Genomic DNA, 13,504 nt, shown 5'->3' with positions numbered 1-13,504 from the left:
CCGCCACACTCCCGCCATGAAAAATGAACAAGGCTTTACGCTTATCGAAACCCTTATCGCCGTTTCGCTGACAGTGATCCTCAGCGCCACAGGGCTCTATGGCTGGGACAGCTGGCAGCAGCGGCAGCGGCTTTGGCAAACCGCCTGCCAGGTGCGGGATTACCTGGTGCTTTTGCGCAATGACGCCAACCGTCACAACAGCGAGCACAGGATCGCGCTGCATAAAGACGGTCAGAAGGAGTGTCTGGTCAGTTCAGCGGTGACCGGTTGTGACAGCGGCGGACCATTCGTGATGAAGCCGATGTGGCCCGGGGTCACGATAAGCGACATAACGCCTGCGCTGGGATTTTACGGTTTAAGGGATACCGCGTGGGCCGGACATATCCGCGTGCATAGCCGCGCCGGTGGGTGGTGGGTTATTGTCTCAAATGGCCGACGTATCAGGCTGTGTAATGCCGCAGGAGAAGGTGCATGCCAGTAAATCGAAGAGGGTTTTCCCTGCTGGAAGTGCTTATTGCAATGACGATAAGCAGCATTCTGTTACTCAGCACGTCACGTTTTTTACCGGGGCTACAGCGGGGTGTTTTACTGCAATCCGGGCAGCAGGAACTGGAGGATGAGGTCTGGCAACGTCTGTTCGCGATCGGTAAACAGTTTCAGAGGGCAGGATACTGCGCAGGGCATTGCCAGGGGCAGGGGATGATCATCGGCAGGCAAGGACGATGTGCGATTGTGCAATGGGATGCAAACAGCAACGGCCAGTGGGATAGCACCGCGTCAGAAAATGACAGTACGGGATTCCGGCTTGAGTCCGGATCGCTTGAAACGCTGCGGGGCGCCACATCCTGTGACGGTAAGGGATGGGATAAGCTCACCGACCCGGATCGGGTCCTGATAGAACAGTTTATGGTCACTAAAACCGATCGTGCTGGCTTTGCGCCGGTCATCAGTATCGAGCTGCGTGCCCGCCGCAAAGGTGAACTGACCGCACCCTTTTCGGCTCGCCATACCGTAACGGGGTTTAATCTGTGAATCGTCAGCGGGGCATGTCATCGCTGGCGCTGGTCCTGCTGTTGCTGGTGCTCGGCACGCTGATCCTCACCGGATTAAATCAGCAGTTGCAAACCTTTAGCACGCTGGTGAGTGGCGAGAGTTTGTCTGTTCGCCAGCAGGCTGCCGTGCAATCTGCACTGGAGTGGGGGCGCGTTCAGGAATGGGCTTTACAGCCAGAGGTTCAGTGCAAACAGACACAACGTTTGCGGGTCTGTATAAGGCTGTTTGGGGCGCGTGTGTTGCTTATTGCCAGCAATGACAATCTATTGCTATGGCGAGGCGGGGACATCTCGGAAGGGCAGATACGCTTTTCCGCCCACGGCTGGAGTGATTTCTGCCCCCTTAAGGAAAGTACGCTATGTCAGTTACCCTGAGCAGACAAAAAGGATTTAGCATGGTTGAGGTTTTGCTGGCAATGATGTTGCTGGTTGTGGTTGTGACGGCGTTATCCGGCTATCATCGCGCGCTGGCAGCCCGGTATGCGGCGCTTAGCCAGTATCGTCAGCTGTGGCATCATGTGTGGAATCAGTCGCAGATCTCAACATTAACGCTCCCGCCGGGCTGGCAGGTCAGTCGGGGGCAGACAACACAGTCCGGATGTGTCAGCATCACGGTCACACTTATTTCTCCTATGGGGCGGCAGGGCGCGTTGACGCGTCTGCACTGCCCGGTTAGCCGCTAGTCGGGAGCGTTTATGCTAAGGGTTTACCACTCAAATCGTCTGGATGTGCTGGAAGCACTGATGGAGTATATCGTTGAGCAAGAGCGTCTTGACGATCCGTTTGAGCCAGAAATGGTGCTGGTGCAGAGCACCGGTATGGCGCAGTGGCTGCAAATGTCCCTTTCGCAGAAATTTGGCATTGCGGCGAACATCGATTTTCCGCTGCCCGCGAGCTTTATCTGGGAGATGTTTGTTCGCGTCCTGCCGGATATTCCTGAGCAGAGCGCCTTCAACAAACAAAGCATGGCCTGGAAACTGATGACGCTGCTGCCGGACATGCTGGCGCATAATGAGTTTGCCATGCTGCGGCACTACCTGAATGACGACACCGATAAGCGTAAACTTTTCCAGCTGGCCTCACGTACTGCCGACCTCTATGACCAGTATCTGGTTTACCGTGCAGACTGGCTGATTCGCTGGGAAGCGGGAGAATTAGTCGATGGGTTACCGGAAGCGCAAATCTGGCAGGCGCCGCTCTGGAAAGCGCTGGTCGAGCATACCGGGAAACTCGGTCAGCCTAAGTGGCACCGTGCTAACCTGTACGATCGCTTTATCTCGATACTCGAGAACAGCGCAGAACGGCCAGCCCGTTTGCCGTCACGCGTGTTCATTTGCGGTATCTCCGCGCTGCCGCCTGTCTACCTGAACGCGCTAAAAGCGCTCGGTAAGCACACTGATATCCATATCCTCTTTACCAACCCGTGTCGGCACTATTGGGGGGATATTCAGGATCCGCGCTGGCTATCACGGCTGGTCACCCGTCAGAGAAAACGCCTCTTTGAAGAGCGCGCCGTGCCGCTGTTTAAAGACAGTGAAAATGCGGCGCAGCTTTTTGATGAAGAGGGGATTCAGAACCTGCCGAACCCGCTGCTTGCCTCGTGGGGCAAGCTCGGACGCGACTATATTTATCTGCTTTCAGATATCACCTCTTCGGGAGAAGGGGATGTGGATGCGTTTGCGGATATTACGCCGGACAGCCTGCTGCACAATATTCAGCTCGATATTCTGGATTTGGAAAACCGTGCCGTTGCCGGGATCACTGCCGAAGAGTTTGCGCGAAGCGATAAGAAGCGAAAACTGGATCCTGACGATCGCAGTATCGCGATCCACGTTTGCCACAGCCCACAGCGTGAAGTTGAAATTCTTCATGACCGCCTGCTGGCCATGTTACAGGACGATCCAACCCTGACGCCGCGCGATATCGTGGTGATGGTGGCGGATATCGACAGCTACAGCCCGTTTATTCAGGCGGTATTTGGCAGCGCAACGGGCGACCGCTATCTGCCCTACGCCATCTCTGACCGTCGCGCTCGTCAGTCACACCCGGCGCTACAGGCCTTTATCAGCCTGCTTTCGCTGCCTGATAGCCGGTTTATCTCTGAGGATGTGCTGGCACTGCTGGATGTGCCAGTTCTGGCCGCACGTTTCAACATTAACGAAGAGGGGTTGCGCTATCTGCGCCAGTGGGTCAACGAATCCGGTGTCCGCTGGGGTATCGACGATGATAACGTCCAGGAGTTCGAACTCCCTGCGACCGGCCAGCATACCTGGCAGTTTGGCCTGACGCGCATGCTGCTGGGGTATGCGATGGAGAGCATCCACGGCGAATGGAATGACGTGCTGCCGTACGATGAATCCAGTGGGTTGATCGCGGAACTGGTTGGTCACTTAGCCTCGCTGCTGATGCAGCTCAACCGCTGGCGCCGTGCATTGATGCAGCCCCGCCCGCTCGAAGAGTGGCTGCCGGTTTGCCGCGAAATGCTGAATGATTTCTTCCTGCCGGACAGCGAAACTGAAGCCGCCATGGCGCTTATCGAGAAGCAGTGGCAGGCCATCGTTGATGAGGGGGTTAATTCGCACTATCACGAAGCGGTTCCTCTTTCGCTTCTGCGTGATGAGCTGACGCAACGTCTCGATCAGGAGCGCATCAGCCAGCGCTTTCTTGCGGGGCCGGTGAATATTTGTACCCTGATGCCAATGCGTTCAATCCCGTTCAAAGTGGTCTGTCTGCTTGGCATGAACGACGGTATTTATCCGCGTGCGCTGCCGCCTCTGGGCTTTGATCTCATGAGCGCACAACCGAAGCGGGGCGACCGCAGCCGCCGCGATGATGACCGTTATCTCTTCCTTGAGGCGCTGATGTCTGCGCAAAGCAGGCTGTATATCAGCTATATCGGACGTTCAATTCAGGATAACAGCGAGCGTTTCCCGTCTGTGCTGGTGCAGGAGCTGGTGGACTACATTGGACAGAGCCACTATCTGCCGGGCGATGAAGCCTGCAACTGCGACGAAAGCGAACGTCGGGTGAAAGCGCATATCACCTGTCACCATAGCCGTATGCCGTTTGATCCTGTCAACTACGTTCCTGATGAACTGCAAAGCTATGCCCGCGAGTGGCTTCCCGCCGCGAAGAAAGCGGGGACGCCGCAAACCGATTTTATTCAGGCGCTCGAACCGCGCACTATAGAAACCCTCACGTTTGAGCAGCTACAGCGCTTTTGGGCGCACCCGGTTCGGGCGTTTTTCCAGCAACGTTTGCAGGTGAATTTCCGCTCTGAAGAGAGCGAAATCCCCGATGCGGAACCGTTTATTCTTGATGGGCTGGAGCGTTTTAAGCTTAATTCCCAGCTTCTGAATGCGCTGGTTGACGAAGAAGACGCCAGTAAACTGTTCCGACGTTACAGGGCGTCGGGATTACTTCCGTATGGTGCATTCGGCGAAATCGTCTGGGATGCCCAGTGCGAGGAGATGCGAGCGCTTGCTGACCGCGTTATCGCGTGTCGGCAGCCAGCGAGCAGCATTGAAATCGACCTCGATTGTAACGGTATGCACCTCAGCGGCTGGCTCACGCACGTGCAGTCTGACGGGCTGCTGCGCTGGCGCCCATCCATGCTCAGCGTTTCACATGGCCTGCAACTCTGGCTCGAACATCTTGTCTACAGTGCGAGTGGTCACGAAGGTGAAAGCCGGTTGTTTGTCCGTAAGGACGGCGAATGGCGCTTCCCGCCGATGGAGCCTGAGCAGGCGTTGACGTATCTGTCGCTTTATATTGAAGGTTACCGGCAGGGCATGAACAAACCTCTGCTTTTGCTGCCTGAAAGTGGGGGAGCATGGATAAAAGCCTGTTACGACGCGCAGAATGATGCCATGTTAACGGATGAGGCTTCGCTCCAGAAAGCGCGCAGCAAGTTTTTGCAGGCCTACGAAGGGAACATGATGGTACGTGGCGAAGGTGACGATGTCTGGTATCAACGTTTATGGCGAACGCTGGAGCCAGACTATTTCGACATTATCACCCAGGAGGCGCAACGCTACCTGTTACCGTTGTTTAAATTTAATCAGTCCTGAGTTCTGTATAAAAATTGCGCAGTATGAGGTGTTCATTTATGATGCACCTCTTATCACGGACTGATGTACCCAAAGAAAGAGATGCTGGCGTGTCCAGCACGCACGTTGTTAATGATGTAGCCGTGATAAAGAGGTCGTAATGCCAGGCAGCACCTTGTTCAAAGCGTTTGTTTTGTTTATCGCCCTTTGGGCTCCCGTCACTCAGGCCGATTCCGGTTGGCAACCTGTCCAGGAAACAATCCGTAAGAGCGATAAGGACACCCGTCAGTATCAGGCGATTCGTCTTGATAACGGGATGACCGTGCTGCTGGTTTCCGATCCTCAGGCGGTGAAATCGCTCTCCGCGCTGGTTGTGCCGGTGGGTTCGCTGGAAGATCCTGACGCCCATCCGGGACTGGCGCACTACCTTGAGCACATGACGCTGATGGGCTCTAAAAAATACCCACAGCCTGACAGCCTGTCCGAATTTCTGAAAATGCATGGCGGCAGCCACAACGCCAGTACTGCGCCGTATCGCACCGCGTTTTACCTGGAAGTGGAAAATGATGCGCTTGACGGGGCGGTGGATCGTCTGGCGGATGCCATCGCCGCACCGCTGCTGGATAAAAAATACGCTGACCGTGAACGCAATGCCGTGAACGCCGAACTGACGATGGCGCGTACGCGCGATGGTATGCGCATGGCGCAGGTTAGCGCTGAAACCATCAATCCGGCGCACCCGGGTTCGCGCTTCTCAGGCGGCAACCTTGAAACGCTGAGCGACAAGCCAGGTAGCCCGGTGCTCGATGCGCTGCATGCGTTTCGTGAAAAATACTATTCCGCCAATCTGATGAAAGCGGTTATCTACAGCAATAAACCGTTGCCGACGCTGGCAAACATGGCCGCGCAGACCTACGGCAGGGTGCCAAATAAAAATATCGATCTGCCGCAGATTAACGTGCCGGTTGTCACGGACGCGCAAAAAGGCATTGTTATTCACTATGTGCCAGCCTTGCCGCGCAAGGTGTTACGCGTTGAATTCCGTATTGATAACAACACGGCGCAGTTCCGCAGCAAAACCGACGAGCTGGTGACCTATCTTATCGGCAACCGCAGCCCGGGTACGCTCTCCGACTGGCTGCAAAAGCAGGGGCTGGTGGAAGGTATTCGCGCTGACTCCGATCCCGTCGTAAACGGGAATAGCGGCGTGTTGGCCATCTCCGCGACGCTGACCGATAAAGGGCTGGCTCACCGGGACGACGTCGTTGCGGCCATTTTCAGTTATCTCTCTCTGCTGCGCGACAAAGGGGTCGATAAACGCTACTTTGACGAGCTGGCGCACGTGCTGGATCTCGATTTCCGCTATCCCTCTATCACGCGTGATATGGACTACGTTGAGTGGCTGGCAGATACCATGATCCGCGTGCCGGTGGAACATACGCTGGATGCGGTAAATATTGCCGACCAGTATGACGCCGGAGCGCTCAAAGCGCGTCTGGCGATGATGACTCCGCAGAATGCCCGCGTCTGGTATATCAGCCCGAACGAACCGCATAACAAAATGGCCTACTTCGTTGATGCCCCGTATCAGGTTGAAAAAATCAGCGAACAGACCTTTGCGGGCTGGCAGAAAAAGGCCGGGGAAATTGCGTTGAAGTTACCGGAGCTTAACCCCTACATCCCGGACGATTTCTCGCTGCTCAAACCCGCAAAGGCGTATCCGCATCCGGAGCTGATTGTTGATGAGCCGACGCTGCGCGTGGTCTACACCCCAAGCCGCTATTTCGCCGACGAGCCAAAAGCGGATGTCAGCGTGGTGTTGCGTAATCCTAAAGCAATGGACAGCGCCAGAAACCAGGTGCTGTTTGCGCTTAACGATTATCTGGCCGGTATTGCCCTCGATCAGCTCAGCAATCAGGCTGCCGTTGGCGGTATCAGTTTCTCCACTAACGCCAATAACGGCCTGATGGTGAATGCCAACGGCTATACCCAGCGTTTGCCGCAGCTGTTCCAGGCGCTGCTGGACGGTTATTTCAGCTATACGCCTACGGAAGAACAGCTCGAGCAGGCTAAGTCCTGGTATGCCCAGATGATGGATTCTGCCGAGAAGGGTAAAGCCTACGATCAGGCGATTATGCCAGCACAGATGCTGTCGCAAATTCCGTACTTCCAGCGCGAAGATCGCCGCGCGTTATTGCCCTCAGTCACCTTAAAAGAGGTGCTGGCTTACCGTGATGCGCTGAAAACCAATACCCGTCCGGAGTTCCTGGTTGTAGGGAATATGAGCGAAGATCAGGCTAAAACGCTGGCGCAAAACGTCCGGGCGCAACTGGGTTCAAAAGGCGATGAGTGGTGCCGTAACCAGGATGTGCTGGTCGAGAAAAAGCAGAACGTGATCTTCGAAAAAGCGGGAAGCAGCACGGATTCCGCGCTGGCCGCGGTGTTTGTCCCTGTCGGTTATGACGAATTTACAAGCTCAGCCCAGAGTGCGGTGCTTGGTCAAATTATTCAGCCGTGGTTTTACAACCAGCTGCGCACCGAAGAGCAGCTGGGCTATGCGGTGTTCGCTTTCTCCATGAATGTGGGCCGTCAGTGGGGGCTGGGCTTCCTTCTGCAAAGCAGCGACAAGCAACCCGCTTACCTGTGGCAACGTTATCAGGCGTTCTTCCCGCAGGCGGAAGCAAAACTGCGCGCCATGAAGCCGGAAGAGTTTGCCCAGATCCAGCAGGCGGTTATCGCCCAGGTGATGCAGCCGCCGCAGACGCTGGGTGAAGAGGCCTCGCAGCTGAGCAAAGATTTTGATCGCGGTAATATGAAATTTGATTCGCGTGATAAAATAGTGGCCGAAATAAAACAGCTGACGCCACAAAAGGTTGCCGATTTCTTCCATCAGGCGGTAGTAAAACCGCAGGGTATGGCCATCCTGTCTCAGGTTTCTGGCAGCCAGAACAGGAAAACGGACTACGTAAAATCAAAAGAGTGGACCGTCTGGAAGAGCGTCAGCGCGCTGCAACAAACCATGCCCTGGAGTAAGAAAGAATGACCCATACCGCTGAGCCGCTTGATCCCTTAAGTTTACCTCTACAGGGTGAGCGACTGATTGAAGCCTCAGCGGGAACGGGAAAAACCTATACCATCGCCGCGCTCTATCTGCGTCTGCTGTTGGGGCTCGGCGGCAACGCCGCTTTTTCGCGTCCGTTAAGCGTGGAAGAGCTGCTGGTGGTAACCTTCACCGAAGCGGCCACTGCCGAGCTGCGTGGCCGTATTCGCAGCAACATTCATGAGCTGCGCATCGCCTGTCTGCGTCAGACGACGGATAACCCCCTCTACGCGAGCCTGCTGGACGAGATTGCAGATAAGCAACAGGCTGCGCAATGGCTGCTGCTGGCCGAGCGGCAAATGGATGAAGCGTCCGTATTCACCATTCACGGTTTTTGTCAGCGCATGCTGAGCCTGAATGCGTTTGAATCCGGCATGCTCTTTGAGCAGCAGCTTATTGAAGATGAATCCGAGCTTCGCTATCAGGCCTGTGCGGATTTCTGGCGTCGTCACTGTTATCCGTTGCAGCGCGACATTGCCGAAGCGGTTCACGCCCTGTGGAAAGGTCCGGAAGAGCTTCTTCACGCTATCGACCGTTACCTGCAAGGCGAAGCGCCGGTCATTAAATCTCCGCCGCCTGCCGATGAAACGCTGGCCTCGCGCCATGAAAAGATCGTCGCCAAAATTGCCGCGCTTAAGCAGAAGTGGAATGAGTCGGTTGGTGAAATTGATGCAATCATCGAAAACTCAGGCATCGACAGACGCAAGTTCAACCGTGGGAACCAGGGGAAGTGGATCGAAAAGATCAGCGCCTGGGCCCAGGAGGAGACGCGGGGCTACCAGCTTCCGGACGCGCTGGAAAAATTTTCGCAGCGCTTTCTGACTGAGCGAACCAAAGCCGACGGCATTGTGCCTGAGCATCCCCTGTTTGTGGCGATTGAAGCGCTGCTTGCGGAGCCATTAACGCTCAATGACCTGATGATCACCCGCGCCATGACGGAGATCCGCCAGGCCGTCGCGCGCGAAAAACGTCGCCGGGGCGAGCTGGGGTTTGATGACATGCTAAGCCGCCTGGACGAGGCGCTGTCCAGCGAGAATGGTGAAGCGCTCGCCAGCGCGATCCGTACCCGTTTTCCGGTGGCGATGATTGACGAATTTCAGGACACCGACCCTCAGCAGTACCGCATTTTTCGCCGCATCTGGCGACAGCAGCCCGACACTGCCCTGTTGTTGATAGGCGACCCTAAACAGGCGATTTACGCCTTCCGTGGGGCAGATATCTTCACCTATATGAAAGCCCGTAGTGAGGTTGTAGCGCATTACACGTTAGACACTAACTGGCGTTCCGCGCCGGGGATGGTTAAGAGCGTCAATGCGCTGTTCAGCCGTATGGAGACGGCGTTCATGTTCAATGAAATCCCTTTCCTGCCGGTGAAATCCGCCCCAAAAAACGCATCCCTGCGCTTCGAAGTCAGTGGCGCGGTGCAACCCGCCATGACCTTCTGGCTGCTGGAAGGGGAAGGCTATGGGGTTGCCGACTATCAGGCGGCGATGGCGCAGCACTGCGCCGCGCAAATCCGTGACTGGCTGAGCGCAGGCGCGCGCGGCGAGGCGCTGCTGTGGAAGGGGGAACAGGCGAATCCTGTTAAAGCCTCTGATATTACCGTGCTGGTGCGCAGTCGTCAGGAAGCGGCGCTAATCCGCGATGCGCTAACGCTGCTGGATATTCCGTCAGTGTATCTTTCTAACCGCGACAGCGTGTTCGACACGCTGGAAGCCCAGGAAATGCTCTGGCTGCTTCAGGCGGTGCTGGCCCCGGAGCGCGAAAATACGCTTCGAAGCGCGCTGGCCAGCTCTATGCTGGGGTTGAACGCGCGCGATATTGATGAGCTCAACCATGACGAAAACGCATGGGATACGGTGGTGGAAGAGTTTGTCCATTACCGTGAACGCTGGCAAAAACGCGGCGTCATGGCGATGCTGCGCGAATTGATGACGCGGCGCCAGATTGCCGAAAATATGCTGGCGTCATCGGGCGGTGAAAGGCGTCTTACCGATATTTTACACATCAGCGAACTGTTGCAGGAAGCCGGCACCCAGCTTGAAAGTGAACATGCCCTCGTGCGCTGGCTGGCGCAGCAAATCGCGGATCCAAACAGTAACGCCGCAAGCCAGCAGATGCGTCTTGAGAGCGATAAGCATCTGGTGCAAATCGTCACCATTCACAAATCGAAAGGTCTCGAGTATCCGCTGGTCTGGCTGCCCTTTATCGCCAACTACCGCGTTCAGGATCAGGCCTATTATCATGACCGCGAGACTTTCGATGCGGTGCTCGATCTCAGTAAGGCGGAAACCAGCGTTGAGCTGGCGGAAGCGGAGCGTCTGGCGGAGGATTTGCGCCTGCATTACGTGGCGCTGACCCGTTCTGTCTGGCATTGCAGCCTGGGCGTCGCGCCGGTTTTCCGCCGTCGCGGGGAGAAAACAGGGGAGAGCGATTTCCATTTAAGCGCCTTAGGGCGGCTTATTCAGCGTGGTGAGCCGAAAGATGCGGCGGGGTTGCGCCTCTGTATTGAGTCGCTTTGCGGAGACGATATCGCCCTGTATATCCCTTCTCTGCCAGACAACAGCCGCTGGGAAATGGCGCAAGAGCCCGCGACCGATCTTAACGCGCGCCAGATCACACGGGTGCTTGCCGACGACTGGCGCGTCACCAGCTATTCTGGCCTGCAACAGCACGGGCAAAGTATTGCGCAGGATCTCATGCCGAAGCTGGACGTGGATGCCGCAGGGGTGGGCGATGTTCCGGTTGAACCGACGTTAACTCCACATCAGTTCCCACGCGGCGCGTCGCCGGGCACCTTTTTGCACAGCCTCTTTGAAGAGCTTGATTTCACCCAGCCTGTCAGTGAGGAGTGGGTGCTGAAGATGTTGCAGAGCGGAGGCTATGACGCGCACTGGCAGCCCGTTCTCACTGACTGGATCAACGCCATTTTGCAGGCGCCGCTGACGACGCAGGGCTTCTCTCTTCGCCAGTTAACGGCCAAAAATAAGCAGGTTGAGATGGAGTTTTATCTGCCCGTCGCAGGCCCGCTTAAGGCCGACGCGCTCGATGCGCTCATCCGTCAGTACGATCCGCTGTCAGCCGGTTGCCCGCCGCTGAACTTCCGTCAGGTGCAGGGCATGCTGAAAGGGTTTATCGACCTGGTCTTCCGTCACGAAGGACGGTACTACCTGCTGGATTACAAATCGAACTGGCTGGGCGAGAACAGCGAAGCCTATACCCAGCAGGCGATGGCGGCAGCCATGCAAATGCATCGCTACGATCTGCAATATCAGCTCTATACCCTGGCGCTGCACCGCTATTTGCGCCACCGTATTGCGGATTATCGCTACGACGATCATTTTGGCGGTGTCATCTATCTGTTCCTGCGCGGGGTTGATGCTGCCGATCCGCGCTCCGGGATCTTCAGCACTCGTCCGGATGCGGAATTGATTAATAAAATGGATAACCTGTTTGCAGCAAACACGGAGGAGATGGCATGACGATGCAGGACTTATTGCTGGATGCGGTAGAGCAACGCGTGCTGCGTCAGCTGGACGTGCAGTTTGCCATGATGATTGCCGCTGACCAGCCCGCCGTGATGCTTGCCGCTGCCCTGTTGAGTAAAGATGCCGGAGAGGGGCATGTGTGTCTGCCGCTCTCGCGTCTGGTGGTTGACGAGAAAATGCCGCCTGTCCTCCAGTCCTGCTTTGCGCTGCTGGGAGATAAGGTGGACTGGCAGAAAATCTTGCGTGAATCGTCAGCCGTCGGGCCGGGAGACAACCAGGCACCGCTGATCCTGACGGGGGAGCGCTTATACCTGAACCGCCTGTGGCGAAACGAACTGACGGTAGCGCGTTTCTTTAGTGAGACCAATGCGCCGCTTCCCTGCGACGAAGCACAGCTTCGTCAGACGCTGGACAGGCTGTTTGACTCCGGTGAGGCCACAGACTGGCAGAAAGTGGCGGCAGCCGTCGCCCTGACGCGGCGGATCTCGGTGATATCCGGCGGCCCGGGAACCGGGAAAACAACGACCGTCGCAAAGCTGCTGGCAGCCCTGATACAGCTTTCAGGCGAGCAGCGATGCCGTATTCGTCTGGCGGCGCCCACCGGGAAGGCCGCGGCGCGTCTGACCGAATCACTGGGCGGTGCGATGCAACGGCTGCCGCTCACCCAGGAGCAGCTTGCGCTTTTCCCGGGTGAAGCAAGTACTCTGCACCGTCTGCTCGGCGCGCAGCCGGGTAGCCAGCGGCTGCGCTATCATGCGGGCAATCCGCTGCATCTGGACGTGCTGGTGGTGGATGAAGCCTCCATGATCGACCTGACCATGATGTCGCGCCTGATCGATGCACTGCCACCCCACGCGCGCGTGGTTTTTCTGGGCGATCGCGACCAGCTCGCCTCTGTAGAAGCCGGGGCGGTGCTGGGGGATATCTGTACCTACGCCAGTTACGGTTATACCGCCGCGCGGGCGCAGGAGCTCGCCCGTCTGACCGGTTGCTCGCTTGAACCCGATCACACGCCGATCGCGGGCGCACTGCGTGACAGCCTGTGCCTGCTGCAAAAAAGCTACCGTTTCGGTAGCGACTCCGGCATCGGCCAGCTGGCTGCGGCGGTCAACCGTGGCGACAGGCACGCCACGCGTAGGGTGTTTGACGGTTCCTTCACTGACATTGAAAAGAAATCGCTGCAAAGCGGGGAAGAGTATCAGGCTATGCTTGAGGAGGCTCTCCAGGGATACCAGCATTTTCTGAGCTGCGTGCAGCAGCGCAGTCAGCCCGGGCAGGTCATCGCCGCATTTGGCGAATACCAGCTTCTGTGCGCATTGCGGGAAGGGCCGTTTGGCGTCGCGGGCCTGAACGACAGGCTGGAGCAGCTGCTGGTGCAGAAGCGCAAAATTAACCGTCAGCTGCATTCGCGATGGTATGAGGGCCGGCCAGTGATGATCTCCCGCAACGACAGTGCGCTGGGGCTGTTCAACGGGGATATCGGCATTGCGCTCGATCGCGGTAACGGTCTGCGCGTCTGGTTCCAGCTACCGGACGGTAGCGTGAAGTCCGTCCAGCCCAGCCGCCTGCCAGAGCATGAAACGGCATGGGCGATGACGGTACATAAATCTCAGGGCTCCGAGTTCAACCATGCGGCGCTGATCCTGCCGACACAGCTGTCGCCGGTTGTGACCCGCGAGCTGGTCTACACTGCCATTACCCGTGCGCGCCAGCGTCTGTCACTGTATGCGGATGAGCGCGTGTTGAGTCAGGCGATTGCCACCCGTACTGAGCGCAGAAGCGGATTAAGCGCGATATTTGAATCTGTCTGAGTGA

8 protein-coding genes are annotated in these 13,504 nt (G+C 56.9%); all 8 read left to right on the top strand.

The window, feature by feature from the left end; translation table 11 throughout:
- The first annotated feature begins 16 nt into the window (after window positions 1–16).
- The gene (locus O1721_RS22105) at window positions 17–481 is read left to right on the top strand and encodes a prepilin peptidase-dependent protein (protein ID WP_032668590.1); all 465 of its coding nucleotides are present in this window, start codon (window positions 17–19) and stop codon (window positions 479–481) included.
- Window positions 472–1,032 (top strand): prepilin peptidase-dependent protein, encoded by a 561-nt coding sequence (locus tag O1721_RS22100; protein WP_032649363.1) that lies wholly within the window; start codon window positions 472–474, stop codon window positions 1,030–1,032. Before O1721_RS22105 ends, O1721_RS22100 begins: the two co-directional genes overlap by 10 nt.
- Complete coding sequence (locus O1721_RS22095; protein WP_032649361.1) at window positions 1,029–1,427, top strand: DUF2509 family protein; 399 nt, start codon at window positions 1,029–1,031, stop codon at window positions 1,425–1,427. The genes O1721_RS22100 and O1721_RS22095 overlap by 4 nt, the downstream gene beginning before the upstream one ends.
- Complete coding sequence (locus O1721_RS22090; RefSeq protein WP_032649359.1) at window positions 1,412–1,735, top strand: prepilin-type N-terminal cleavage/methylation domain-containing protein; 324 nt, start codon at window positions 1,412–1,414, stop codon at window positions 1,733–1,735. The genes O1721_RS22095 and O1721_RS22090 overlap by 16 nt, the downstream gene beginning before the upstream one ends.
- A 12-nt stretch (window positions 1,736–1,747) precedes the next feature.
- The gene (gene recC / locus O1721_RS22085; RefSeq protein WP_032668589.1) at window positions 1,748–5,122 is read left to right on the top strand and encodes an exodeoxyribonuclease V subunit gamma; all 3,375 of its coding nucleotides are present in this window, start codon (window positions 1,748–1,750) and stop codon (window positions 5,120–5,122) included.
- Between the two features lie 139 nt (window positions 5,123–5,261).
- Window positions 5,262–8,144 carry a pitrilysin gene (ptrA, locus tag O1721_RS22080; RefSeq protein ID WP_032649354.1) on the top strand — a complete coding sequence of 961 codons (2,883 nt, stop codon included), beginning with the start codon at window positions 5,262–5,264 and terminating at the stop codon, window positions 8,142–8,144.
- On the top strand, window positions 8,141–11,683 hold the full coding sequence (gene recB, locus O1721_RS22075; protein WP_479953409.1) for an exodeoxyribonuclease V subunit beta: 3,543 nt from the start codon (window positions 8,141–8,143) through the stop codon (window positions 11,681–11,683). The genes ptrA and recB overlap by 4 nt, the downstream gene beginning before the upstream one ends.
- The gene (gene recD, locus O1721_RS22070; RefSeq protein ID WP_032649349.1) at window positions 11,680–13,500 is read left to right on the top strand and encodes an exodeoxyribonuclease V subunit alpha; all 1,821 of its coding nucleotides are present in this window, start codon (window positions 11,680–11,682) and stop codon (window positions 13,498–13,500) included. The genes recB and recD overlap by 4 nt, the downstream gene beginning before the upstream one ends.
- The last annotated feature ends 4 nt before the right edge of the window (window positions 13,501–13,504 follow it).

This window comes from Enterobacter cloacae complex sp. HYC033_NIDB, assembly GCF_056673335.1.
This window is presented reverse-complemented; position numbering and strand designations above follow the sequence as displayed.